Here is a 23,911-nt window from a genome sequence, read left to right as displayed (position 1 = left end):
GGGCCCTCCCACCCGTTCCTTGTAAGGAGGGCTCGGGGCTCAGCGCCCGAGTCCTGGGCTTTCTTGTCCTACGGGCAGAACACCGCGAGGTTGAAGTCGAATCCCAGGGTGTGGCCGCCGCTGTTGGTGGTCAGGACCGAGACTTCGTTCGGCCGGCTGTCGTCGTGGAGGGTGTTGCCGTACCCCCTGAAGATCCCGAACTCGGATCCGATGGGTTCTGTCGTGGCGGTGAAGACGCACTTGCTGACGTCCCGGTCGAAGTCGACTCGGTAGAACCCGTCGGAGACCACGGTCACGGATGTCGCGCCGCTGGACCGTTCCGCCACAAGCGTGCCGTCGCGTTGCACGAAGGCGAAGAGTTTCGTCGCGGGCGCACCCGCCGGGCCCTGGGGTCCGGCCGGTCCCGCCGGCCCTGGGGACCCGCCGGACCCTGAGGACCGGTCTGGTTCCACGTCACCGTGGTCTCGCCCGGCCGGCACCGCTGGCCGGCCTCGAAGTCGATGAGCCTGAGCACGCCATTGGTGCGGGAGTAGCAGCCGGTGTAGACCCCGTTGACGCCGGGGATGTCGGCTCGCGCCACGCCCCCGAGCAGGGTGGTGGTCAGGCCCAGCGCCAGGAAGGCGGTGGCGACCGGCTTGGCCGCCGCGAACTTCACGGCGAGTTGACCACGAACCTCATCGGGGACGCTCGTATCACAACAACGAGCCGCATCACGCGAAGCAGCACCTTGATTCCCTGCGAGCCCTTGGCTAGGCGGGGTTGTCACGGAGCCAGTCGAGGCGCTCGGCGGTCTTGCGGACCAGCGGGTGGCCGGGGCCGAACACCCGGCGATAGCCGTCGAGGCAGCCTTGCAGCAATTGAGCCGCCTCCTGCCGTTGCCCCGCGTCCATCAGGACGTTCGCCAGGTTGTCCCGGGCGTGGAGGGTGTCGGGGTGGGTGTCGCCGCACTGCCGGACCTTGCCGGCCTCGACCTCGCGCAGCAGAGGCACGGCTTCCGCGTAGCGCCCCATGGCGTGGAGCACGGCGGCGAGGTTGTTGCGGACCATGAGAGCGCCGTGGTGATCCCGGCCCCGGGCGTGCTCGTACTCGGCCAGGACGGTGCGCAGCACCGCTTGCGCCTCCTCCGGGCGGCCGAGCCGGACCAGGGCGGCGCCGAGGTTGCCCCGTGCGGTGAGCAGGGCTTCGTCACCGCGTTCGCTCTGGCGCTCCAGCCGTACGATCAGCTCCCGCAGTTCCCGTTCGGCTTCCTGCCACCGGCCCGCCTTGATCAGGGAGCTCGCGTGGCCGTTGGCGGCGGACAGTGTGTCGGGGTGTTCCGGCCCGAGCGTGTGCCTGCGGCGTTCCAGGACGTCCCTGCGCAGCGCGGTGGCCTCCGGCACGCGCCGCAGGTCCTCCAGCACCTCGGCGAGACGGACCGCGCCGGCGAGCGTGTCGGGATGATCGCGGCCCAGCAGCTCCGCTCGGTTGGTCCACACACTCCGCCACACCTCCTCCGCAGCACCGAGCTCGCCCGTCGTCTGCAAAAGCGCGGCCAGGTCGGCGGCGGTCGTGAGGGTGTCCGCGTGCACGTAGCCCAGCACCCGCGACTGCGCCCGCACCAGTTCCGTAAACCGCTCCCGGGCCTCCTCGCGGCGCCCCTCGACCTGCCCGAGAACCCGGGCGTAGTAGCGGAAGGCGGCCAGCGTCTCGGGGTGGTCCGGGCCGAGACGCTGCAGTTTGGCGTTGGCGATCAGGCCGAAGTGCTGGTCGGCGGGGATGGGGACCCGGGCGACATCCTTCTCGGTCCCGTCCGGGCCGGTCAGCGTGGCGACCAACTCGGCCGCCGGCGGAAAATCCGACTCCGGATCCGCCTCGGGGCCGGGGGCGGGCTCGGGCTCACGGCCGGGGTCGGGGTCGGGGTCGGGCGGGTCGTCCGGAGTCCTCGAACGGCCACGCCACCATCGGGCCATGTCGGATCAGCTCCCTTCGATCGGGTATCAGCAGATACCAGTGGTTCGTCAGGGCCCGGAGTGCACATGGGCGGCCCACAGGCTGGGAGTGCGGGGGAAGGCGGCACGGCACTCCCGCACGGCGTGGTGCAGGGCGACGGCGCTCCGCCCGGTGTCGAGGACCGGGGAGTCGGCGGAGCGGCCCTCGCGCAGGCGGCGGTACAGGCTCCTGGCCACCCGGACCGCCACCGCGTCGTGCACCGGCCAGAGGGTCCCGATCGCGTGGGGGTACCCGGCGATCTGGAACGCGGAGGTGATGTGGATGGACTCGTCCGCCAGCCGTTTCGCGCCCCGCGCGGTCTCGCAGGCCGACAGGACCGCGAGCCGCGCCCCCGGCAGGTCCAGCCGGGAGATCTGCCGGGCCGTCAGCGGCGCTCGTTGATGGTCGTGGACGAGCAGGCGAGCGTTCGACGGATCGTCCGGATCGCTCACCCCGTGGCAGGCGAAGTGCGCGTAAGGGTGCTCGGGCAGCGCCCGCACCACCCGGGCGAGTGTCGCGTCGGGACCGGTGACCAGATCGCACGGCAGGAGCTTCGCCAGCTCCGCGACCTCCCGCCGGGCACCGTGCAACGGCCGCGCGCCTGGCGTCTCCGGCTGTGCCACCGCCAGCAGTCGGCCCGGTGGCACCGGCCCCGCGGCCCTCGCCCGGGCGTACGCCAGCGCGCGTACGGTCGGGGTGTAGGAGGAGATCACCCGGTCCAGGACGGCGCGGTGCCCGTCGTGATGGCCGGCCGCGTGCAACGGCAGTGCCGAGAGCGCGCCGCCCGGCGACCACCACAGCCGGGGCCAGTCGTCGCCGGACGGCGGGCCGAGCAGGCCGAGGCGGGCGAGAACGGGTTCGGCGACGTGGTCCCACGCCCAGCCCAGCACCTCGCCGAGCGTCCGCTGGGCCCGTTGTTCCCCGGCCGGGTCGGTGGCCGCCGCGAGGGCGTCGTCCAGCCGGGCCACCTGGTGGGCCACCGACGCCGGGGTGACCTGCGGCAGCGACACAACTTGCACCCCGTCCGGCCTCAGGACCAGCGCGTCGCTGCGATACCGGCTGCAGTACGCGAGCACCACCGGCCCTCGGTCGGCGCAGGCCAGCAGGCTGCCGAGCGCCGGTGCCGCGAGGAAGCCGGCGAAGCCGGGCAGGGTGCGGATGTGAGTGACGAGCCCTTCCCACTGGGCGGCCAGCCGGTGCCGTTCGTCGTCCTGCTGCTCCCCGTCCTGCTGCTCTTCCACCGCGCCCAGCTCGTCGATCCGGTCCCGTAACCGAAGGAAGAGCCCGGCCGCCTCCGGGTGGGCGCCGCGCAGGCGCTCCCAGTCGCCGCGCGCGGCGATGGCCTGCCCGAGCAGCACGCCCCGGCCCTGCTCCAGGAGCAGAACGGCCCGTTCCGGCTCCCCGGCGTGGACGGCACACGCCGCCGCGTCGGCGGCCAGCCCGTGGACACCCGTGAGCCGGTGCTCCTGGTCGCTGCGCGCGAGCCGCCGCGTGACGCCGAACGGCAGCAGCTCCACGGCCAGCCGATATCCCCGCAGCGCCTCCTCCCAGCGGCCGGCGTCCGCCGCGGCCGCGCCCCAGTCGCGGGCCGCCCCGATCCGCCGGCCGGCCGGGAGGGCGGCGATCCGGGCGACCTGCCGGTAGGCATCCTCGGCCGCCAGCAGCACGCCCGGATCACCGGCGACGTCGTGCAGGGTGCGCAGGGCACTCGCGTACGTCTGCAGATGGTTGGCGTGCTCGGCCTCGTTCTCGTCGGGCGCCCACACCGCCCGGCCGAGCGTGGTCACCGCCTGGTCCAGCACGGCCGGATCCTCCCGGGCTTCCGCCTTCGTGAGCAGCGCCTTGCCGAGGTTGTGCAGCAGCACGGGCAGACGCGGGTCACCGTACGCGGTCGCGTCGACGGCCCGTGTCTGCAGCGCGATCCCCTCCTCCAGGCCGGCCGGGTCACCGGCCGCGCGGTACCGCTCGTACAGGGCGTTGGCGAGATGGTTCGCCCGGCCGGTCCAGTGCGGGCTGTCCTCCGGGGTGCGGGCCAGCACCTCACGGGCTACCGTGACGGCCTCGTCCGCCGCCGAGGTGTCCCCGGTCCGGTTGTACCAGGTCTGGAGGACCACCCCAAGGTTGGCCAGATGGCTCGTGGATTCCAGCGGCAGGTCGCAGGACTGGACGGCCTGCCGTGCCAGCTCGGCGGCCTCGCGCAGGGCGGCGAGGTCCCCGGTCTGGTGGTAGCGCTCGCGCAGGGCGATCGCGAGGTTCGCCACCTGGGCGGAAAGGGCGTTCGCCAGCAGGAAGGGCCGGCCGGGCCGGCCGTCGGCCACGGCCTCCCGCAGCGCATCGATGGCCTCGTCCAGCAAGGCCGCGTCGCCCGTCCGCTCCCCGAGCCGGTGCAGGGCGTTGCCCAGGCTGTTCAGTCTCAGCCCTCGGTCCCGGCCGCCTGGGGGCGTGTGCCGGACAGCGGCGCGCAGCAGGTCCACGGCCTCATGCAGCAGCGCCGTACCCCCGCCGTTCTCGGCGGCCAGCCTCAGCGCCACGCCCAGCCTGGTCTGCGCGGTCAGCCGAGCCGGGGCGTCGGTCCGCTGTGGGGCCTCCGCCAGGGCCGTCCTGGTGACACGGAGCAGTTCGTCGACGGCGGACTCGTCGGGCAAGACCTCCACCCACTTGCGCAGCGCCGCACCGAGACCGTCCAGCGCGGAAGCGCGGTACCGCGCCCCCGGCGGGCTCTCCGCCAGTGCCGCACGCCGCAGTGCGAGCCCCTCGCTCAGGGTCTCCGGGTCTCCCGTCCGGTCGAAGGCGTGTTCCCGGGCCAGCGCGAGACCGCCCATGACCGACGGGCGTTCCGGGTCGCCGGGTGGGAGGTGGCTCAGCGAACCGTGGAACGCGCGCTCCGCCTCCGCCAGGTCGCGCGGGTCGCCCGCGTGCTCGAACCGGACGACGAGCGACTGGCCGAGCGAGGCCAGTGCCGTCGCCCGGTTGCGGCTGCGGTCCAGCGGGACGGCCACGGTCCGGCGCAGCGCCCCGATCGCCCGGTCCAGGTCCTCCCGGCGCCGCTCGTCGTCGAAACGCCGGCCCAGCGCGACCCCGAGGAAGAGCAGATCCTGCTCCGCCGCGTCGTCCTCGGCCGCCGCCTCGCCGCACAGCGCGATCAGCTCGTCCCGGTCGCGGTCGTCGTGGAACGCCGACCAGCGGAGCCACAGGCCCACCCGCAGATTCGCCGAGCGGCTGCGACGGCCGCGTTCGTCCGGCGCCTCGCGCAGGGCGGCCCGGTACCACTCGACCGCCCGGTCCAGATCCCGGCGATCGTGCGTGCGCCACCAGCGGTCCAGGTGCGCGTTGGCCACATCCGTCGGATCCGGCGAAGCGGTCCGCTCCTCGTACGACATGTCCGGCCCCCCGTATGCCGTGATGACGCTTTACGATATCCAACTGCCCGCAATCACACGGTCGTTATGCTGACCGCACAGCGGAGGGAGGCAGTGGTGGTGGAACCCGGACCGGGCCACGAGCGACTCGGGGAACTGTGCCGCAGGCTGACGGCGACGCCGGCCGAGCTGACCGCGGACGCCCGTATGCGCGGACTCGTCGACCACATCCTCGCCGAGGCGCGCGCCAGCCGTCCGCCGGAGGAGCTGGAGGACTCCTTCGACGAGGTGGAGGAGCTACTCCTCGCCGCCGGGCACAGCGCCGGCCTCGGCTCCTACCGGACCACCCCCGGCTCGTACGAGCGCCTCCCGGGCGCCGGCCACGGCCACCCGCCGCTGTATGTGCTCGCCTGCCCTCTCGGCCGCTGCGCACGCGTCGAGGCGCCCGCCGCCGACGCCGACCGGCCGCCGCGATGCCATGTCTTCGAGCAGCCGCTGCGCGAGATCACCCTGCGGCCGTGACCGCCTTCCTCAACACGCTCGGCGGGCGGCTCGCCGAACGCTGGATGTCACTGCTGGCGATCCCCGGTCTGATCTACCTGGCGGCGCTCGCCTGCGCCGTCACCCTCGGACAGCGCCACTGGAACGACCCTGGGCGGCTGCGCGCCCGGCTCGACGCCCTGGCCGCCGCCCCGGGCGCCCACAGCCCGGGCGGCGTCGCGGTCGTCGCGATCGCCGTCCTGGCCGGTTCCGCGGCCGTCGGAGTCGGCGTCCAGGCGGTGGGCACGTGGTGGGAGAGGGCCTGGCTCACCGATGCGCGCGGGCCCGTCACCCGTCGGCTGACGGCCCGTCGTCGACGCCGCTGGGAGGCCGCCGACAGCGCCTATCGCACCGCCCTGGTGGCCGCCGGACGCGCCACGATCGCCGGCGCCGACGACGCCGGTCCGCTCACCGAGGCCGCCGAACGCCACTATGCCGCCCGCGCCCGCATCGCGTTCGCCGTGCCCCGCCACCCGTTCTGGGCCGGCGACCGCATCACCGCTCCCGAACACCGCGTCTGGCGCGCCTACCGCCTCGACCTCACCGCCGCCTGGCCCCACCTGTGGCTGCTCGCCCCGGACGGCACCCGCCAAGAACTCTCCACCGCGCGTACCGCCTTCACCTCGGCCTGCCGCCTGCACGCCTGGGCCGTCGCCTACCTCCTGCTCGGCGCCTGCTGGTGGCCCGCCGCGGTCATCGGCGTGCTGGCCGCCGCCACCGCGGTCCCCCGGGGCCGCTCCGCCGCCTCCGCCTTCGCCGACCTCGTCGAAGCACTCACCGACCTGCACGGCAAGGACCTCGCCCTAACCCTCGGCATCCCGTGCGACGGCGGCCTGACCCAGGAGGTGGGCACGGAGATGACGCGTGTGCTGAACAAGGGCGTCGCCTAGAGGTCTTGAACGGCGCGCAGGGCCTGGTCGACCCGGGCCATGGCCGCAGCGTCGACGGGGCCGAGGCGCTTTGCTCCCTCGAACCGGTCGACCCGTAGGTGTGTGATGTTGACGGCGACCGCGATGCACGGGATCGGACCGCCGAACACCACCGACATGGCTGTGTCGCGGTACCGGCCGCTCTCGTGCAGCTTCCTGTCGGATGTGGCGATGCTGAACCGGCCCACCCCGGGTGGCCGTCGGCTGTCCGATTCGGTCGGCATGACAATCACCGACCGTCCTCGCTGAGCCGTTCAGGCGGCCGGCCGAGCAGAAGCCCTCCCGTCCTGGCTGGACGGGTGGTGCCTGCGCTGCTTCCGGGGTCAGGCCCGCGTGCGGTGGCGGCGCAGGGCCACGACGCCCAGTGCCCCGGCTCCGGCCAGGAGGAAGGCGCCGGCCGCCGCGGCGATCGTGGACGTCCCGCTGCTTCCGTTCTTGGCCGGCTGCGAGCTCGCCCCGGACGTGCCGGAGGTCGTGCCCGAGGTCACGGACGGGGCCTCGGCCGAGGTGGACGGCGAGGCGGAGGGGGCCGGGGTCGCGGAGGCCGTCGGGCTCGGGATGGGCGTGCCCGGGTTGGATCCGGTGGAACCCGCCGCAAGCACCGTCAAGGTCGCGTGATTTCCGCAGGAGGTGGTGCCGTGGAACGGTGTCGTCCGGCCGTCCCAGTCCGTGCTCGCGGAGCCGTTGTGCGGGTGGTCGAGGAACGCGATGGCGGGGTGGTGCGGCGCGTGCGTTTGATCGACGGAGACGACCCGCCGGTCGCGGCTCCCTGCCGGTTCCTCGATCACCTGGTCGACCGCGCTCCCTCGTCGCACACGATCTGCGCGTACGACTACGACCTGCGGCGCCGGTTCACCTTTTCTCGCTGCCGAGGGGATGACCTGGCGGGAGCTCCGCGGCCCCGACGCCTTGCGCCTGCTGGCGTTCCTCAGGCGAGCACCGTCGCGTCGACCCGCCCAGCAGCCGGTCCTGACGGTCGTGATCGGCGGCCCGGAGGCGCCGGGCAGCCTGCCGGCGCCGGCGACGGTGAACCGAATCCTGGCCGTTGTTTCCAACTTCTACGACTGGATGGTGGCCGCCGAGGAGTACGACGGCGACTCGCCGATGCAGAAGCGTCTTGACCGGGCACTCGCTCAGGTGCCGGACCGGCACCAGCCGTTCGTGGGCCGCGCGAGCCCTCAGCAGCCGACGCGCCGCACGGTGACGGTCAAGCAGCCGCGACGGCTGCCGCGTCCGGTGGACGAGGCGGTGCTGGAGCAGCTCCTCGGGAGTCTGAAGCGGCTGCGTGACATGTCGACACCCTCGAACGCTAGGGTGACGGGCGCCCGGCGGTCACCCGTCCAGGCAGCCGGGCTGTCGGCACAGGACCTCTTCGCACACGCGCGGGGGCTCTCGGCAGCTTCGGCCCAGCGCCCGACGACGTCGCCCTGCTCCTGCCGAGCGCGCCGACGTGGTGAGAGAAAGGTACGTGGGTTCCATGTACAGTGCTCGCCAGCGCACTGGTATGACGCATGTCGCACCCAGGCCGCACCGTGGTGAAGTCCGTGCCGGGAGCCATCCCCTGCGGCAGACATCCACGGCCCGGACCGGGTCTGCTCGGCGTCGCCCGGCGCCGGGGATGGTCCCGAGCGAGTTCCGTAACTCGTCCAGGCTGGGTGTCGTCCTCTCCGCGCAGAAACGAGCGAGCGGCGTGGGTGGACGATTCCGTCTCGCAGTGATGCGGACTCAGCCGGCACACCTTGCGCGCATCGCGGAGATGGAGGAGAGGCTCTGCCTTCAGGCCAGTGTGGCGTCGGCGACGGAACACGCCTGGGATCAACGGTGACGGGCAGATTCCGGTCCATGCAGCACACCCGGGACCCGGACACGCCGCAGGGGCTGGCGGACGGATCGCACAGGGCCGCCCCAGCCGGCCCGGTCCCCGCCCCGGTGGCCCATCACGCCGCACCCGCCCAGCCCCCTGTCAGTGCTGAGGACGTCGCGCTGGTGCGAGCCAGCCTGGCGATTGTCGCACCTCACGTCGCCGAGCCGGCCGGGTACTTCTACGACATCCTCTTCGCGCGTTATCCACAGATCAGGAACTTGTTCCCGGCCGAACTCGACGTCCAGCGGGAACGTCTGGTCCACGCTCTGCTGCGCATCGTAGAACTGGTCGACGACCCCGGTAACCTCATCGCGTTCTGCTCCCGTCTGGGGCGTGACCACCGTAAGTTCGGCACGCAAAGCGCTCATTACCGGGCCGTCGGCGAGTGCCTGCTGCAAGCCCTCTCCCACTACGCGGGCCCGGCCTGGAGCGCGGAGTTGGCGGCGGCTTGGCAGCGTGCCTACACGGCTGCCGCGGACGTGACGGTCCGCGCCGCCGAGGAGGATGCGCGTCACCGGCCGGCCGTGTGGAACGCGCACATCGTCAAGCACGTGCACCGCGGACACGGAATCGCTGAGCTCACCGTCCAGCCACAACTGCCGTACCCCTTCGTGGCGGGCCAGTACGTGAGCGTCGAGACGCCCCGGGCGCCGAGGCTGTGGCGGCATTACTCCCCCGCGCACGCCCCACGGCCCAACTCGCAGCTGACCTTCCACGTCCGTGCGGTGCCCGGAGGCACGGTCAGCAACGCGCTGGTCCACCACGCCCGTCCGGGAGACCCCGTCCGGCTGGGCCCGCCGGAAGGCGATATGGTGCTGCGTCCGACCGCCGGACGGGACCTGCTCTTCGTCGCCGGCGGCACCGGCCTGGCTCCGATACGCGCCCTGATCGAGCAGGCGGCCCGGAACGGCATCGGCGACGCGCGGGAGGTCAGTCTGTTCATCGGCGCCAGAACGGCGGACGAACTGTACGGGCTCGATGACATGCTGCGCATGTCCCAGCGCTACCACTGGCTCCGCGTCCGGGCCGCGGTCTCCCACGAGCGCATCGCGGGACTGGAGGGCACGCTGCCCGAGGTACTGGCGGAATTCGGCCCCTTTTACCGGCACGAGGCGTACCTGTGCGGCCCACCACAGATGCTCGGCGAAGCCGTGCAGGCCCTGCGACGTCACGGTGTCCCGCCTCATCACATCCACTACGACCCCTGGGACGTCCCCGTCCTGACCGCCCCTCTGGGGCCGCCCCCGTCCGAAGAGGAGACCGACCAGCTGTGAACAGCCCCGAGACGACCGGCTCCTTCGGTGAACGACTGCTGCAGCAGCAGCTCGGCACCACTGACCGAGCGGCCGACTTCTACGACCGCCAGGTACATCCCTACCTGACGCCCGCCATGCGGGAGTTCATAGCCCGGCAGACCATGATGTTCCTGTCGACCGCCGACTCCCGAGGAGCCTGCGACAGCAGCTTCCGCTCCGGGCCGCCAGGATTCTGCGTCGCCCTCGACGACCGCACTCTGACCTACCCCGAATACCGGGGCAACGGTGTCCTGGCCAGTGCGGGCAACATGACCGAGAACCCCCACCTCGGCATGCTGTTCATGGACTTCACTCATGATCACATAGGGCTGCACGTCAATGGCACGGTGAAGCTGTACACCGACCGCGACCTCCGCGCGTGGTACCCGCATCTGCCGACCGACACCGCGCCCGGGCGCCAGCCCCACCTGTGGGTCCACCTCACCGTCGAGGAAGCATACGTCCACTGCTCCAAGCACATCCCCCACCTGGAGCCGGCCCCGCGCCCCCGCCCGACCACGGACCGCAACCGTCCCAAGGACAGCGCCTACTTCACGGAGTCCTCCCCTTCTCACCAGGCCCCCGACGCGGGAGATGCCGACACCGGCCGCACCTCATGGCGACACCGCTTGCGCCTCCGCCACTGATTCCGATCGTCTCGCCGCTCCTGCGACACCTGACCCAGACCCGCCTTCCACCCCCGGCACGGGCCGGCAACCCCACGGCCACGCGACCCGGCGCACTGCACGCAAGGCCGCTGCCCGGTGAGGCCACCGCCTCCTGCCTCAACAGCAGACCACCACCAAGATCAATAAGCGACGCGACAGCCATGCCACATCATCAGCGTGCTGACGAGGGCAAGTGCGGTCTGCGGCAGGTGGAGCGCCAGCCTTTGCGCGGTGTCACCAGCTGATTCCCGCCGCGACCGGCAGGTGGTCGCTGCCGGTGGCCGGCAGCACCCATGAGCTGGTCGGCTCCACGCCGTGGACCAGGATCTGGTCGATCCGCACCACCGGGAAATGTGCCGGCCAGGTGAAGCCGAAGCCGTTCCCGGCCGCGTCCTGGGCCGAGCGCATCTGTGAGGTGATGCCGTTGAACGCGCGGTCGTCCATGGTGCCGTTCAGGTCGCCGAGCAGCACCGTCCGCTTACTCGGGTCGGCGGCGATGGCCTTGCCGAGCGCCTGCACGCCTATGTCCCGCGAGGCCGTCCAAAAGCCCGCCCAGGGATTCACCCGTACAGACCCCAGGTGGGCCACATACATCCTCAGCGGCCCGTGGTCCGTGGCCACCGTGGTGCGCAGCGCCCGGTTCGCGGCCATCTTTTTGTCGCCCGGCTTGGTGTCCGCCAGCGGTCCGTAGTCCATGATGTCGATCGGCTGGGTGTCCGACAGCGGCAGCTTGCTCCACAGCCCGACCGTTCCCAGCACCGTGTGGTACGGATACTCCTTCGCCAGACCCTTCTCGTACAGCGGCTTCGCCTGCAGGGTGATCTCCTCCAAGGCCAGTACGTCCGCACCGGAGGCGGCCAGGTCACGTGCGGTGCCGGCCGGGTCGGGGTTGTCGGCGTCGACGTTGTGGCTGGCCACGGTGAGGTCGCTGCGAGGGTGGGACTTGTCGCTGAGCAGCCCGCCGAAGAGGCTCAGCCACACCATGACCGGCAGCAAGAGCGCGACCACCGCGGAGGCGGAGCGGCGCCATAGCGCCCCGGCCAGCAGCACCGGAATGAACAGCCCGAACCACGGCAGGAAGGTCTCCACCAGGCTGCCGAGGCCCCCGCGGTCCGTGATCTGCGCGTGCAGCAGCATGAGCAGGCCGAGCAGCAGCGCCAGCGCCGCAAGAACCGGGCCGCGCTTCCAGGGCCCCGGCCGGGTGGCGATGCGGACTGCCCGGCGGATGCGCGCGCGCCGGGCAGTGAAGCCGGTGTCGCGGCGGCCGGCGCCTTCCTGCCCGGTCTCCGCCCTGTCCACCTGCGTCATCGTCCGTCCTCGTTCACTGCCGGTCACTGCTGCGTCCTCGGGTCCTGTGCGGGGTCGGCATACATACGCGGACGGCGACGATCGGTCGCTCGGGGGCGCAGTTCGTCCTTGTCGATCTGGCACAGCCCGTATTCGGCGCCGCGCCGGGACAGCCACGCTGGCGCAGTCGCCGCGGTGGCCACCCATCGGGCGGCCTCGTCGTCGGACCCGTACGTGGCGTCCGCCTTGCGTGGCAGCTGATTCCGGTGTTCCGGCGCATCGTCGAAGACCGTCACGCCGTCGGGGACGACACCGTCAGCCTTGCCGGGCGTACCACGGTGCTCACGGCGAGACGCATGTGGTGATGCGGCCGAGGAGAACGTCGAGGGCAATGCGGCCGAGGAGAGCAAGGAGGCCGAGGCGGACGAAGGCTTCGGCACCTGGGAGCTGAGGGCTGCGGTGATCACTGCTGTGACGACGATCAGGCCGACCACCACGAGCCGCCGAATCCGGCGGTTCCCTGCTCGTGGTGATGGTGGGGTTCGCTTCATGCCGCCAGTCAAGGCAGCGCCGTGTTGCCGGCACGTTTGCGGATTTCGATACGTTGACGATATGTGCCGACTCGTAGCCTTGGTGGCATGCGTGTGTTGATCGTCGAGGACGAACCGTATCTGGCGGAAGCCATCCGCGACGGCCTACGCCTGGAGGCGATCGCGGCCGACATCGCAGGTGACGGTGGCACGGCTCTGGAACTGCTGAGCATCAACGCCTACGACATCGCCGTCCTCGACCGCGACATCCCCGGACCGTCCGGCGACGAGATCGCCAAACACATCGTCGGCTCTGGCAGCGGAATGCCGATCCTCATGCTCACCGCGGCCGACCGGCTCGACGACAAGGCTTCCGGGTTCGGGCTCGGCGCCGACGACTACCTCACGAAACCCTTCGAACTCCAAGAACTCGTACTCAGGCTCAGAGCACTCGACCGCAGACGCGCCCACAACAGGCCCCCCGTACGAGAGATCGCGGGGCTGCGGCTGGACCCGTTCCGCAGAGAGGTGTACCGGGACGGCCGCTACGTCGCGCTGACCAGGAAACAGTTCGCCGTACTCGAAGTCCTCGTCGCCGCCGAAGGCGGTGTCGTCAGCGCCGAAGAGCTGCTGGAGCGGGCGTGGGATGAGAACGCCGACCCGTTCACCAACGCCGTGCGGATCACCGTCTCGGCACTGCGCAAACGGCTCGGCGAACCCTGGATCATCGGCACGGTGCCAGGCGTCGGCTACCGCATCGACACGCCGCCACAGGCCGGACGCGAGGGAGCAGCCCGTGGATAGGGCCCCTGGTCTGAGCGTTCGCGTCAAACTCACCCTGAGCTACGCCGGATTCCTCATGCTTGCCGGCGCCCTGCTACTCGCGGCGGTGTGGGTGTTCCTCCTGCGTTACGTCCCCGAACGCGCGCTCATCATCCCCGGCTCCACCGGCACCACTCATGGTGTTTTCCCCGTCCGGTCCAACCTCCTGCGCGTTTTCGCTCCGAGAGCAGCCGCCGTACTGGCGTTTCTGCTGGTGTTCGGCCTCGGAGGAGGGTGGCTTCTCGCCAGCCGCATGCTCGCCCCACTGACCCGCATCACGGACGCCACCCGTAGGGCCACGAGCGGATCGCTCTCCCACCGGATCCAACTACCGGGCCGCAAGGACGAGTTCCGCGAACTCGCCGACGCCTTCGACACAATGCTCGCGCGGCTCGAAGCACACGTTGCCGAGCAGCAGAGATTCGCAGCCAATGCCTCTCACGAGCTGCGCACCCCGCTGGCCATCTCGAAGGCGCTTCTCGACGTGGCCCGCACCGACCCGGCGTGCGACACCGGCGAAGTCATCGACCGCCTCCACGCCGTCAACACCCGAGCGATCGACCTCACCGAGGCACTGCTCCTGCTCGGCCGAGCCGAGCGGCGGTCCTTCACCCGAGAACGCGTCGACCTGTCCCTCATGGCGGAAGAAGCCACCGAGACACTCCTCCCCCTCGCGGAGAAGCACGGCGTCACTGTCGAGACCAGCGGCGACATCACCCCCACACTCGGATCACCGGCGCTCCTGCTGCAGCTGACCATGAACCTCGTGCACAACGCGATCGTCCACAACCTGCCCGAAGGGGGCAGCGTGTGGGTGCATACCAGCGTCCGTCCCAAGACCGTGGTGCTCACTGTCGAGAACACCGGCGAGCAGGTCACCCCCCAGCTGGCCTCGACACTCACCGAACCGTTCCAGCGCGGCACCGAACGCCTGCACACCGATCACGCCGGCCTCGGCCTCGGCCTGGCCATCGTCAAAACCATCACCCACGCACACGATGGAACCCTCACCCTCATCCCCCGCCCTGCCGGCGGGCTCCGCATCACCGTGGAACTGCCCGCGACAGCCCGCACACCGGATGGTGACGGACCGGGGAATTGATACGCCGCCACGCGGCCACCACCTTCTCCCAACAGTCAGCGAACATCCTTCTCGGCCGGCCTGGGCATGCGTACGCCATTCAGTTTGGCGATCTCCGCCGGCAGCGAGTCCAGGCCGACTGCGCCGGGATCGCGCATGAGCCCGGCCGGCATCGTGGTGCGCAGATCCGGCCGCCATCGGGTCCCAGCAGGAACCGCCGGCCATCCCGACCGCCTCGGGCCTTCGTCCACGAGGTCCACGATTCCAGATCCGGGTCGAAGGGCGAGAGCATGGTGGCGAGTCCGCCGAAGCCATACCGATGCACCTGCCAACGGCGGGCACCGCTGCCATCCCCGTGGATGGGCTGACGACCCCGTGCAACGGTCACTGGATACCGATCCGTGGAGGCGCTGTTCTCGGCGCTCGACCCGTACTTGCCCAATGGCTTCACCGCCTCCCGGTCCGCGTCGCGGCGCGTGCTGAAGGTGATGCCCCAGTCTGGCCCGGACTCGGAGGGACAGAACGCCGTTTCAGGAGCCCTTCCACCACTGCTTTATGTCCTCCTCGGCGACGAACTCGCCGCGAGCCTGTCGCGGAGCGGGTGCAGCGCTCTCCGCGATCGGGATGCGCGGGGCCTGGAAACGTCGGACGGGCAGTGGGTCCGGGCACAGTCCTGTCCGACCCCGCAGTTGAGCTGCTGCTCCTACCCACGGGCGCTATGACGAGGGCGGGGACAGGGCGTGGAGCCGCTCCAGCGCCTGCTCCATGCCGGCCAGGCCGGCGTCCAGGCTGATCTGCTGGAGCCGGCTGTCGACGAGTGTGCGGCGCTGCGGCGGGTGGTCGAGGGTGAGCGCTGTACGGCCAGACACGTGGTCGGGCTCATCGCCGGTGCCCCGGGCCGCCCCCGTTCCGGTCCGGTCGGCACGTCGGTCCGGGGCGGGTCAGCCGCGTATCCGGCGGCTCTCGCCACGCAGAGGAGGGTGCCGGGTATGGATGCATTCGGCGTGCAGCGATAACGCGAGCACCTCGCTGGTCTCACGCAACGGGGATGCGGTCAGGGAAGAAGGGCAGAGCAGCGTGCGCAGGTCGATCACCCGGTAGCCGCGGGAGACGACGGCATCGAGAATCCGCGGCAGAGCCTGGGCATCGATCACGTCGGTGCCGCCCCCTGACGCGCCGACGTGCATCTGAAGGATCGCCCCCGGCCGCAGGGCGTCCAGCGCCCTACGCAAGGCGCGGATCACGGTCATCCCGCCACCGGTGCCCTTCCACCCGTTGGTGTCAGTGGTGAATTCGATGTCCGCGAATCCGAGCGCGTTGACCTCCCTGACCTGGGCAGGGCTGGTCTCGCTGTAGGGAAACCGAAAGAACGGGGTCAGCGCTCTGCCCGCCCCCGCCGCTCTCAGGGCCCGCTCAGCCGCGCGGACCTCCCAGACCCTCCCCGGGACGGTCAGGTCTTTGAAGTAGGGGTGGCTGTAGGATTGGTTGCCCAACCCATGCCCCCCGGCCGCGATCCGCTTCACCACCCGGGGGTAGCGGTCGGCGAAATCGCCGGTCAGGAAGAAGGTGGCAGGCGCGTGCCGGCGGGCCAGCTCACCGAGGATCCGGTCCAGTCCGGCATCGTTCCACGCCGCGTTGAACGTCACCGCGACAACCCGCTCCCGCGTACGGATCACACGGTTCTCCGACCCGAAAAAGGACACCAGCCCCGCATCGCCGGCCGTCACACCTGACGATGGCGATGCCGCTGTAGCCGGCTTCGGCGGAACCTCGGACCGCACCGCCCGCAGGACCGTGTACTGCGCAGCGGAGGCAAGGAGCAGACGGCGGGATACGACACGGCCCAGCGCGGCCCGACCACGTGATTCCATGCCCCCGTCATCGGACAATCGACGCAGTTCCTTGAAGATATGCCCATGGCGGCACCGGCGAGCGGGAGGCACGGAACACGGGCGTTCCTTTCCAAAGGAGCCGGGACGGCCGGCCACATGGCCGACAGCGAAGCAGCACCGGCTCGGGCTGCTGGGGTCAGCAGGCATCAGCGACCTTTTCGATCTGCTCGGCCAGGCGCTGGTCCGGGTGGTGGAAGTCGACGGGGACTGGAAGGTGTCTGGGCGGGCGGGTCCGCCTTCGCTGAGTGAAGCTGAATGCGTGAGCAACAGTAACGGGAGCCCGGTGAGTGCTGAGCAGATCTATGCAGCGCTGGCTGCTCTGGGTGCCGAGCCGGTGGCAGACACCAAGAAGCGGCCCTCGGGGCCGCAGGAAGAAGACCGCCTGCGGCTGCTGGGCAGTCTTCTGGCGAAGACGGAGCTTGAGATCACCGCCGCGACCCGGCTGACCGAGGAAGCGGAGATCGAGGACGTCCTTGAGACATTGCTCGGCTGGGATGAACAGGTGGGAGCGGATCCCGGTCTCGCGGTCAACGTCGTGACGAACCGGCTGCAGCGCGCCGCGGTGCAGATCTCCCAACCCGAGGCGCAAGAACTGCCCCCCGGCCGGGAGGCCGCTTTCGGCGCCGTGATGACAGCGGTGTACACGCTCGGCGCCCAGCTGCATGCTGAGCGCGGCGATGCGCAGGGAACGCGACATGCTCTGAGCGGGGCGGAGGAAGCCCTCATCGACGTCCTGCAAGGCATGCACGACCTGCGCGTCGCCATCGGGGACGCGGCCGGCCCGGAGGACAGAGCCACCAACGGCTGACCTCCTCGGCCTCGGGTGCGGGTGATCCGCCCGCCACGACCCACCCTCGCGAAGGCCACCGGCCGACCATACGCCTCGCCCGCGACTTTCCCGGTCGCCGGCAGGCAGGCGTCTACCCCCGCATCGACCGCGCCTCCCGCTGCCGGATCACCGAGCAGCTCCGCGAGCTGGGCCGGGTCCAGGCCCTGACTGATCCGGTGTAGGGCCACGTGCGGTGCAACGGACGGTGATGCTGCACGTGTGCGCCGGGCAGGACCTGCATGCTCTGTGCCAGGGCGTCATCCACGACGGCGATCCCGCCCGCCGCATCGCACGTTTCGACGGAGCCCGCGCCCCGGGCGGTGCCGTCACCTTCGCCTGCCGCCTGCTCCTGGCCGACTACGATCGCCGTCCTGGAGTACGAGCCCAGCCATTACTGACCCGTTGCCCACGAGGTGGTCGACACTGTCCCCGGCCCGGCCGCCGTGACCATCCGCCCCGACCTGCCCGACTCGATGGCCTCGGAGACATCCCGCAATGGCTTCGTTCACTCCAATCGGTTCGGGCTCAGCTTTTGGATGCTGTTGGCGATATTCACTCGATGGAGTGAATATCGCCAACAGCATCACTTCTGTGAGATGGTCACGTTGAGTGACCATCGAAGCGCCGACGGCACCGTCCTACTCTTCGAGCCGAACGCGATCGACGGTGGGGACTCCTCCACAGCATGGTTCTTGACTCACCCAGCTTTACCGAGCGGCGGCAGACCTGGCTCGACCGACGTGGCTGGTACAAGGAAGACCAGGTGGACGACGACTCGGGCATGGAGCCCCGGCCCGAGGCGACGGACAGGTTCCGCTGACCGGTGAACTTCAGCGGAGGAGTTCGAAGCCCGCGCGGCCGTACATCTCGCGCTTGACCATCCTGCTCCGGTGGACGCGTCCTTCGACGGCGCCGGAGATCGAGGGCAGGATGAGGCTGGCGCCTGTCGCCGTCGCGCCACACGCGGGTGACCATGCCGTGGCGCTGCTCTTGTGACTCATCGATCCTTCTCACTGATCCTGTTGATCAGAACGTGAGGTGTGTTGGGGCGAGTTGTCCGTTGCAGGCGTGGATGCTGAGCATCCCGCTCTGCGACCGCGCAGCCGGAGTGGGCTCCGCCTCATAGACCGTGGTCGGTATTCCGTGGACGTGCAGGACGCGGGCGAGCGTGAGGCCGCCGAGCCCGGCGCCGGTGATCGTGACGTCAGTGGTCATAGGGGGCTTCCTTCCTGATCGTGGACCGCTGGGTGAACAGTCGGCACGACACTCCGGGAGCGCCGTTCCAGTACGTCGGGACGGTGCGATGCTGGTGGCCGGTGCCGTTGATCGCCGACGCCAACCAGCTCCAATGTCCCGGCAGCCGTCGACTGATCACCGACAGATCACCGACCACCGATCAGGCAACGAGCCGATACCGGCCCCGGCCCACCGACATGGAGCGGATGCCCGGCTCGGCGCCCCGGGAACAGCCGGCGGAAGGCATGGCTGTTCCCGGTGTTCATGTTGGCCTGGCTGTCGATTCGGCGAAACGGAGTTCCGCGAGCGGTTCGGGCACCGGGGGCGGGGTTCACTCAGCCGGAGGAGGCTCAGTATCGGCACCGGAAACGCCGGTCGGGGTGCCGCTGCACCAGCAGCAGAAGCGACCCGCTGAGGCCTTTCCGGCCACAGCACAAGGGCCGCAATTCATAGGCAGTTGTGGCCCTTCCGCAGTGCCGTCTGGGCGGAATTTCGCATTCCGAACCCCAACCGCAATACCACTGGGTCAGGTGTGCAAAGATCCGGACAGTGGTGCGGGTGCTCTCCACACCTATGCAGAGCGCACCGGCTGATTCCGCATACCTCATGGAGTCATACGTGGCCCAGTCTTCCCGGCGTGTACGCGCCCTGTCGCGTCTCGTCACCTCGGCGATCGCCGTCGCCCTGGTCGGCGCCACTGCCGGCACCGCTCTGGCCGACACCCCTGCGACGACCGGTCCGGCTAAGAACGTCGCCCGGAGCGCCGCAGCGGGCGGGCAGCACAAGCCCACCCCGGCCGCGCCGTTCTTCTTCCTCTCCGGGATCCTGCCGTCGGGCCAGATGTACGCCTATATGCCCGACGGGAAGGGCGGCTTCGACGACCGGTCGGGTGCCTACGTCTGGCCGCACTTCAGGTACGGGGTGTCGATCGACCCCGATCTGACCGGCTATCAGGACGGCGCGTACCACGTCATGGACGACGGCACGCTGAATCTCTGGCGCAACGGGCGCCTCAAGAAGGTGGCCGGCGGCTGGGGTCGGTACAACGTCGTCTTCTCCCCCGGCACGCTGGGCGGCGCCAGGCACCCCGACCTGCTGGCCCGCGACAGTCGGGGCGTCCTCTGGCGCTTCCAGACCAAGGCGGACGGCTCGCTGGCACCGCGCGTCGAAGTCGGCCTCGGCTGGAACCGGTTCACCCAGATCACCGGCCAGGGCGATCTGACCGGCGACGGCAAGCCGGACATCGTAGCCCGCGACAAGCAGGGTGTCCTGTGGCTCTACAAGGGCACGGGCGATCTGCGGAAGCCGTTCGCGCCCCCCGTGAAAGCGGGTCCCGGCTGGAACCAGTTCAATAGGCTGGTGGCCACGGGTGACGTGGACGGCGACGGCCACAGCGACCTGCTCGCCCGCGACCCCAAGGGCAACCTGTGGCTGTACAGGGGGACGGGCAAGGCGGCCGCGCCTTTCAGGTCCCGAGTCAGGATCGGCACCGGCTTCAACCAGTACCGCGACCTCTTCTGACACCCTCTCAGGGACTGGCACACGCGCGCGGGAACAGGTCCCGTACGGTGTCCACGTATGCGGCGACGAACGCGCCGTGCTCGTCCCCGCGCGCCCTGCTGGTGCTGGTTGGCCACGTACAGCGGGTCGGTGAGCAGCGTCTGGCTCGGCGATCTGCTCGGCGTTGGTGGCCACCACCAGGTCGGCATCGGCCGGACCGAGGCCGAGCGCCTCGAATGCGGGCCGTACGGCCTGCGGCTCGTCCACCGCAGATCCACCCCGCGGGGACGCTGGTACGTGTGGCTGTACCGCTTGATCGCCTGCCCCACCGTGGGGTCGTAGACGATGGGTGTACTGCGTCCGCATGCGGGAGGTCGACGCCACCGAGAGGTGAGCTGTGAGAGCGGGCGAGAAGCCGCAGCGCACGGATCCTCGGTGCCGCGCCACAGACTTCATCCGAGACTGTCCGACGGCTCCCGGCGATGGTCCGGGGCCAGAACGACATCGGCGAGGCGGGTGGCGGCCGTCGTCAACGGGAAACTGCGGGACTGCCCCTCACGGACGGGAGCGGTCGTGGCCGCCCGCGCCTGGCGCCCGTCCTCGTCCCTGAGCAGCATCGGCACAAGGGACGCCACCGTCAGGCCGGCCTCGGCCGGATGGCGCAGGATCTTGCCGCGATGATCTCCTGGGCGGCGCGACGATGCCGCCAGCACGCGGACGTGGTTGGTCACGGCGGTATTGAGGGAACCCGCTTTTCCTTCAAACAGGAGTTATTTCCGCAAAACGGGAACACGGAAAATATTGGATATCTAGTAGGAGGTCGGTCCGATGTCCACCGGCACGCTTCTGGCGATCGTCATCCCCGTCGCGATTGTCGTCATACTGATCGCCGCAGGCCTGGCCCTCATCGCACGACACCGCTCCCTGCGTGAGCGCTACGGTCCGGAGTACGAACGCACGGTCGAGGGCGCCGACAGCCGACTCGCCGCCGAGCGCGAGCTCAGCGCACGCGAGAAGCGGCACGACAAGCTCGACATCAAGCCCCTGCCCGACCGTCTCCGCGAGCGCTACAGCCGGGACTGGGACAACGTGCAGCACGAGTTCGTGGACCGGCCGGAGGACGCCGTACACGACGCGGACCGGCTGGTGACCTCACTGATGCAGGACCGGGGCTACCCCACCGAGAGCTACGACCAGCAGCTCAAGGATCTTTCTGTGGAGCACAGCCGCGCCCTCGACCACTACCGGGCCGCCCACGAGATCGACACGCTCGGTGTGAGTCACAAGGCCACCACCGAACAGCTGCGCAACGCCATGGTGCACTACCGGGCACTGTTCGACGAACTTCTCTCCGACGGCGGCCAGACCCGCCACGCCCCGGCCTGACGTACGGACAGCCGGAACCGACCGGACGCAGAGGAGACATGCAACGCGACGACATATCGCACACACCTGACAGCGGCCTGTCCACAGAGGACCTCGCAAAGCCTCAACCGCCTGCTCATCACCCGAAGAACCCACCTGCGAACCACGACGAAGGCAGAGCCGAGGCGATGACCGCAGGCCTGCCTCGCCATCAGCGGCCGTACTCCGGCCAGAGAGAAAGAAGAGCGCCGTGATCGCGCTTGGCGTCATCCTGCTCATCGTCGGATTCGTCCTGCACATCGGCATCCTGTGGACGATCGGCGTCATTCTGCTCGTCATCGGAGCCGTCCTGTTCCTCCTCGGCTCCGCCGGCCGCGCTGTCGGCGGCCGCCGCCACTACTGGTAGACCACCGCCCGGTCGCCCGGAGAGCAGCAGCACTCTTCCGCACCACCTGTCCGGCAACGGGCCACGTCAGGAGAGGCCACGGAGACCAGCTCGGCACATCGGCACGGTGCCCCATCCCGGGGATCGGCGAGAGCAACTGACGGCGCGATGTTCCGTACCCTGGCGGCATGCGCATGCGTCCCACTCTGAGCTGGACCCCTACCGAGGAGTTGCCGCCGGGCACCACCGATCTGGCGCCGGTCGCCAACGTGCTGAGCAGCGGCGGTGTGCTGGTGCTCAGCGGGGCGGGCATCTCCACGGAGTCGGGCATCCCTGACTACCGGGGCGAGGGTGGGAGCCTGAGCCGGCACACCCCTATGACCTACCAGGACTTCATCGGAAGCGCCCAGGCCCGGCGCCGGTACTGGGCACGCAGCCACCTCGGCTGGCGGACCTTCGGCCGGGCCCGCCCCAACGCCGGGCACCGTGCCGTGGCCGCGTTCGGGCGGCACGGCCTGCTCTCGGGCGTGATCACCCAGAACGTCGACGGCCTGCACCAGGCCTCAGGCAGCAAGGGAGTCGTGGAGCTCCACGGAAGCCTGGACCGGGTCGTCTGCCTTTCCTGCGGCGCCTTCAGCCCGCGCCGTGAACTCGCCCGACGGCTGGAGGAGACCAATGCCGGCTTCGAGCCGGTGGCCGGCGGAATCAACCCGGACGGTGACGCCGACCTCACCGACGAACAGGTCGGGGACTTCCGCGTGGTGCCCTGCTCGATTTGCGGAGGCATCCTCAAACCGGACGTGGTGTTCTTCGGCGAAGCCGTTCCGTCACGGCGGGTTGAGTACTGTCGCGAGCTGGTCCGGGAAGCGTCCTCACTGTTGGTGCTGGGCTCTTCACTGACGGTGATGTCCGGGCTCCGGTTCGTCCGTCAGGCGGCCCAGGCCGGAAAGCCGGTGTTGATCGTCAACCGGGACCCGACCCGGGGCGACCGGCACGCGGTCACCCGGGTCGCCCTCCCCCTGGGAACGGCTCTCACCACCGTGGCCGGCCGGCTGGACATCCCCGTCGAGGGACCGACGGCAACCTCGGTGGAGCCGTGACAATGCCGGGACGTCGCCGGCGTTCACCACGCCGGCTCGTCGGGGCGATGTAGCGCCGCAACGCCAAGCCCGCAGAAGCTGCCCGCCTGCTCATTCCGCTCCGTGCCGGCACGGGTCTCTCCACTCCGCCGGTGAGGCCTTCGTACGGTGTTGATCCGACGCTCCGCGGGGCGGGACCGTACCCGCGCACCCGGCGAGCCGGGGTGGCCGGGCCGAGGCGAATCGGTTTCCTCCCGTTACCCAAACCGCACAGGCCACCACTGCGCAGGATGAAAGAGAACAGCTCACCAGTGCCAGGTCCCCGAAGCAGAAGGGCGTCGTCGGTGGTGCCGGGCGCGGCACGAGGGCGATTCGGACGGCACATTATGATCACCGACCTGGTTGAGGGAGGTCATATGTCGTTTCGGGAACATGTGGAACGGGCCGCCGACGAGGCCGTCGGGGAGTTTCCAGCGGACTGCGGGATCTACGCGGTGACGTTCCGTATCGACAGCGTCGATCAGGACCCGCGGTTTCCGTATGTGGCGATCGGCTACACGACCGAGGCTGACGCCGCGGTGTCGGCGGAGAAGGCTTCGGATGCCTGGGAGGCGCGCTGGAGCTATGCGTTCTTCCCACAGACGGGACTTGAAGGGGTGAGGATCGTGGGGCGCGATCCGGAGAGTGCGCACTCGCACCGGCGGGAGGCGGAGTCTCGGGGGCTCTGGTACGAGGACGACGATGAGCCTGGCGATCGCTACGAGCGGCTGGTCGACGGGTTCTACGACGTGTGCGTCGCGGCGGCTCTGCGCCTCCACGACAGTGGCCGGATCGTGGAGGTACTGGGACGACCGGTCCCCGTGATTCTGTACGACATGTTCGACCCGGATGCGATGTTCCGGCTGACCTCAGCAGCCAACCCGGCGGAGTTGGTCACCGAGTTCATGACGGAGGACCCCGGTTAGACGCCTCACGGACCCGAACCCCAAGAGAACGCACAGGCTCTTCCGGCACGCCGAGCCCTGTCCATGCGCGGCCAGGGTCAACAGCCCTGGCGCTCCGCCCCCGCGTCGTCGAGGCGACCGGCAAGCAGCAGCGATTCTCATCGAAGATCCGGCCGCCGTGGTGCCGCAGGTCGCCGAAGATCTGTGAGGTGCCGCCGCCGCTCTCCTTGCCCGGCTTGTCGACCGGGGCCTCTCCGACGGCGACGTCGTCCACGGTCAATCAACGAACCAAGGTCACCCGGGGGGGCAGACCGGCTGCCGCCTTGACGACCAGGTCA

At 70.3% G+C, this 23,911-nt stretch carries 25 protein-coding genes and 1 pseudogene; 13 read left to right on the top strand and 13 right to left on the bottom strand.

The genetic code is table 11. The features are described from left to right. Window positions 1–68 precede the first annotated feature (68 nt). From LE548_RS39185 to LE548_RS39170, 4 genes are all read right to left on the bottom strand, one after another. Complete coding sequence (locus LE548_RS39185) at window positions 69–296, bottom strand: hypothetical protein (protein WP_225101821.1); 228 nt, start codon at window positions 294–296, stop codon at window positions 69–71. After that, window positions 293–655 carry a hypothetical protein gene (locus LE548_RS39180; RefSeq protein ID WP_225101820.1) on the bottom strand — a complete coding sequence of 121 codons (363 nt, stop codon included), beginning with the start codon at window positions 653–655 and terminating at the stop codon, window positions 293–295. Before LE548_RS39180 ends, LE548_RS39185 begins: the two co-directional genes overlap by 4 nt. A 94-nt stretch (window positions 656–749) precedes the next feature. After that, complete coding sequence (locus LE548_RS39175; RefSeq protein WP_225101819.1) at window positions 750–1,949, bottom strand: tetratricopeptide repeat-containing protein; 1,200 nt, start codon at window positions 1,947–1,949, stop codon at window positions 750–752. A gap of 48 nt (window positions 1,950–1,997) precedes the next feature. Then, entirely contained in the window at window positions 1,998–5,348 is a 3,351-nt protein-coding gene (locus tag LE548_RS39170; protein ID WP_225101818.1) for a CHAT domain-containing protein, read from the bottom strand. Window positions 5,349–5,444: 96 nt separating this feature from the next. Between LE548_RS39170 and LE548_RS39165 the strand changes: the two genes are divergently transcribed. Next, complete coding sequence (locus LE548_RS39165) at window positions 5,445–5,849, top strand: hypothetical protein (RefSeq protein WP_225101817.1); 405 nt, start codon at window positions 5,445–5,447, stop codon at window positions 5,847–5,849. Beyond that, complete coding sequence (locus LE548_RS39160) at window positions 5,846–6,757, top strand: hypothetical protein (protein WP_225101816.1); 912 nt, start codon at window positions 5,846–5,848, stop codon at window positions 6,755–6,757. The genes LE548_RS39165 and LE548_RS39160 overlap by 4 nt, the downstream gene beginning before the upstream one ends. Here LE548_RS39160 and LE548_RS39155 read toward each other — a convergent pair. Together LE548_RS39155 and LE548_RS39150 are read right to left on the bottom strand one after the other, a co-directional pair. Then, window positions 6,754–7,020 carry a hypothetical protein gene (locus tag LE548_RS39155; protein ID WP_225101815.1) on the bottom strand — a complete coding sequence of 89 codons (267 nt, stop codon included), beginning with the start codon at window positions 7,018–7,020 and terminating at the stop codon, window positions 6,754–6,756. The genes LE548_RS39160 and LE548_RS39155 overlap by 4 nt on opposite strands. A gap of 99 nt (window positions 7,021–7,119) precedes the next feature. Beyond that, window positions 7,120–7,611: a hypothetical protein gene (locus LE548_RS39150; protein ID WP_225101814.1), complete on the bottom strand. Its 492-nt coding sequence runs from the start codon at window positions 7,609–7,611 to the stop codon at window positions 7,120–7,122. A 61-nt stretch (window positions 7,612–7,672) separates the two neighbouring features. Between LE548_RS39150 and LE548_RS39145 the strand changes: the two genes are divergently transcribed. From LE548_RS39145 to LE548_RS39135, 3 genes are all read left to right on the top strand, one after another. After that, on the top strand, window positions 7,673–8,335 hold the full coding sequence (locus LE548_RS39145; protein WP_225101813.1) for a hypothetical protein: 663 nt from the start codon (window positions 7,673–7,675) through the stop codon (window positions 8,333–8,335). Window positions 8,336–8,638: 303 nt separating this feature from the next. Continuing rightward, on the top strand, window positions 8,639–9,934 hold the full coding sequence (locus LE548_RS39140; protein ID WP_225101812.1) for a globin domain-containing protein: 1,296 nt from the start codon (window positions 8,639–8,641) through the stop codon (window positions 9,932–9,934). Then, a complete protein-coding gene (locus tag LE548_RS39135) occupies window positions 9,931–10,602 on the top strand; it encodes a pyridoxamine 5'-phosphate oxidase family protein (RefSeq protein WP_225101811.1) in 672 nt (223 codons plus the stop codon). Before LE548_RS39140 ends, LE548_RS39135 begins: the two co-directional genes overlap by 4 nt. 255 nt (window positions 10,603–10,857) lie before the next feature. Here LE548_RS39135 and LE548_RS39130 read toward each other — a convergent pair whose 3' ends face one another. Together LE548_RS39130 and LE548_RS39125 are read right to left on the bottom strand one after the other, a co-directional pair. Then, the gene (locus LE548_RS39130) at window positions 10,858–11,931 is read right to left on the bottom strand and encodes an endonuclease/exonuclease/phosphatase family protein (protein WP_225101810.1); all 1,074 of its coding nucleotides are present in this window, start codon (window positions 11,929–11,931) and stop codon (window positions 10,858–10,860) included. A 23-nt stretch (window positions 11,932–11,954) separates the two neighbouring features. Next, entirely contained in the window at window positions 11,955–12,407 is a 453-nt protein-coding gene (locus LE548_RS39125) for a hypothetical protein (protein WP_225101809.1), read from the bottom strand. Between the two features lie 141 nt (window positions 12,408–12,548). Between LE548_RS39125 and LE548_RS39120 the strand changes: the two genes are divergently transcribed. Both LE548_RS39120 and LE548_RS39115 read left to right on the top strand, forming a co-directional pair. After that, window positions 12,549–13,244, top strand: a complete 696-nt coding sequence (locus LE548_RS39120; RefSeq protein WP_225101808.1) for a response regulator transcription factor — start codon at window positions 12,549–12,551, stop codon at window positions 13,242–13,244. Continuing rightward, a complete protein-coding gene (locus tag LE548_RS39115) occupies window positions 13,237–14,364 on the top strand; it encodes a HAMP domain-containing sensor histidine kinase (protein WP_225101807.1) in 1,128 nt (375 codons plus the stop codon). Before LE548_RS39120 ends, LE548_RS39115 begins: the two co-directional genes overlap by 8 nt. Before the next feature lie 695 nt (window positions 14,365–15,059). Here LE548_RS39115 and LE548_RS39110 read toward each other — a convergent pair. Both LE548_RS39110 and LE548_RS39105 read right to left on the bottom strand, forming a co-directional pair. Further along, window positions 15,060–15,212, bottom strand: a complete 153-nt coding sequence (locus LE548_RS39110; protein ID WP_225101806.1) for a hypothetical protein — start codon at window positions 15,210–15,212, stop codon at window positions 15,060–15,062. 72 nt (window positions 15,213–15,284) lie between these two features. Next, a complete protein-coding gene (locus LE548_RS39105) occupies window positions 15,285–16,070 on the bottom strand; it encodes a polysaccharide deacetylase family protein (RefSeq protein ID WP_225101805.1) in 786 nt (261 codons plus the stop codon). A gap of 424 nt (window positions 16,071–16,494) precedes the next feature. Between LE548_RS39105 and LE548_RS39100 the strand changes: the two genes are divergently transcribed. Then, window positions 16,495–17,043, top strand: coding sequence for a hypothetical protein (locus tag LE548_RS39100; RefSeq protein WP_225101804.1), 549 nt, complete (start codon window positions 16,495–16,497; stop codon window positions 17,041–17,043). A gap of 851 nt (window positions 17,044–17,894) precedes the next feature. Here LE548_RS39100 and LE548_RS39095 read toward each other — a convergent pair. Further along, the gene (locus LE548_RS39095) at window positions 17,895–18,065 is read right to left on the bottom strand and encodes a hypothetical protein (protein ID WP_225101832.1); all 171 of its coding nucleotides are present in this window, start codon (window positions 18,063–18,065) and stop codon (window positions 17,895–17,897) included. Between the two features lie 46 nt (window positions 18,066–18,111). After that, window positions 18,112–18,279: pseudogene (locus LE548_RS39090) on the bottom strand (FAD-dependent oxidoreductase); the annotation flags it as partial. Window positions 18,280–18,918: 639 nt separating this feature from the next. On the opposite strand from LE548_RS39090, the gene LE548_RS39085 reads away from it, so the two are divergent. Next, a complete protein-coding gene (locus tag LE548_RS39085) occupies window positions 18,919–19,821 on the top strand; it encodes a VCBS repeat-containing protein (RefSeq protein ID WP_225101803.1) in 903 nt (300 codons plus the stop codon). A gap of 431 nt (window positions 19,822–20,252) precedes the next feature. On the opposite strand, the gene LE548_RS39075 is transcribed toward LE548_RS39085, so the two are convergent. After that, window positions 20,253–20,531, bottom strand: coding sequence for a hypothetical protein (locus LE548_RS39075; RefSeq protein ID WP_225101802.1), 279 nt, complete (start codon window positions 20,529–20,531; stop codon window positions 20,253–20,255). Window positions 20,532–20,628: 97 nt separating this feature from the next. On the opposite strand from LE548_RS39075, the gene LE548_RS39070 reads away from it, so the two are divergent. From LE548_RS39070 to LE548_RS39055, 4 genes are all read left to right on the top strand, one after another. Beyond that, the gene (locus LE548_RS39070) at window positions 20,629–21,186 is read left to right on the top strand and encodes a hypothetical protein (protein ID WP_225101801.1); all 558 of its coding nucleotides are present in this window, start codon (window positions 20,629–20,631) and stop codon (window positions 21,184–21,186) included. 229 nt (window positions 21,187–21,415) lie between these two features. Continuing rightward, the gene (locus LE548_RS39065; RefSeq protein WP_225101800.1) at window positions 21,416–21,571 is read left to right on the top strand and encodes a DUF6131 family protein; all 156 of its coding nucleotides are present in this window, start codon (window positions 21,416–21,418) and stop codon (window positions 21,569–21,571) included. Window positions 21,572–21,738: 167 nt separating this feature from the next. Next, complete coding sequence (locus tag LE548_RS39060) at window positions 21,739–22,650, top strand: NAD-dependent protein deacetylase (RefSeq protein WP_225101799.1); 912 nt, start codon at window positions 21,739–21,741, stop codon at window positions 22,648–22,650. A gap of 365 nt (window positions 22,651–23,015) precedes the next feature. Then, window positions 23,016–23,594: a hypothetical protein gene (locus tag LE548_RS39055; protein ID WP_225101798.1), complete on the top strand. Its 579-nt coding sequence runs from the start codon at window positions 23,016–23,018 to the stop codon at window positions 23,592–23,594. The last annotated feature ends 317 nt before the right edge of the window (window positions 23,595–23,911 follow it).

This window comes from Streptomyces sp. CoH27 (assembly GCF_020181035.1).
In the GTDB taxonomy this organism is placed as follows: Bacteria; Actinomycetota; Actinomycetes; order Streptomycetales; family Streptomycetaceae; genus Streptomyces; species Streptomyces camelliae.
The sequence above is the reverse complement of the archived record's forward strand: the minus strand, read 5'-3'. Positions and strand labels throughout refer to the sequence as shown.

Coding starts and splice junctions, on each gene's coding strand:
- LE548_RS39175 (WP_225101819.1), bottom strand. CDS start 1,949: ATGGCCCGATGGTGGCGTGGCCGTTCGAGGACTCCGGACGACCCGCCC.
- LE548_RS39170 (WP_225101818.1), bottom strand. CDS start 5,348: ATGTCGTACGAGGAGCGGACCGCTTCGCCGGATCCGACGGATGTGGCC.
- LE548_RS39155 (WP_225101815.1), bottom strand. CDS start 7,020: ATGCCGACCGAATCGGACAGCCGACGGCCACCCGGGGTGGGCCGGTTC.
- LE548_RS39145 (WP_225101813.1), top strand. CDS start 7,673: ATGACCTGGCGGGAGCTCCGCGGCCCCGACGCCTTGCGCCTGCTGGCG.
- LE548_RS39140 (WP_225101812.1), top strand. CDS start 8,639: ATGCAGCACACCCGGGACCCGGACACGCCGCAGGGGCTGGCGGACGGA.
- LE548_RS39130 (WP_225101810.1), bottom strand. CDS start 11,931: ATGACGCAGGTGGACAGGGCGGAGACCGGGCAGGAAGGCGCCGGCCGC.
- LE548_RS39120 (WP_225101808.1), top strand. CDS start 12,549: ATGCGTGTGTTGATCGTCGAGGACGAACCGTATCTGGCGGAAGCCATC.
- LE548_RS39095 (WP_225101832.1), bottom strand. CDS start 18,065: ATGAGTCACAAGAGCAGCGCCACGGCATGGTCACCCGCGTGTGGCGCG.
- LE548_RS39070 (WP_225101801.1), top strand. CDS start 20,629: ATGTCCACCGGCACGCTTCTGGCGATCGTCATCCCCGTCGCGATTGTC.
- LE548_RS39060 (WP_225101799.1), top strand. CDS start 21,739: ATGCGCATGCGTCCCACTCTGAGCTGGACCCCTACCGAGGAGTTGCCG.
- LE548_RS39055 (WP_225101798.1), top strand. CDS start 23,016: ATGATCACCGACCTGGTTGAGGGAGGTCATATGTCGTTTCGGGAACAT.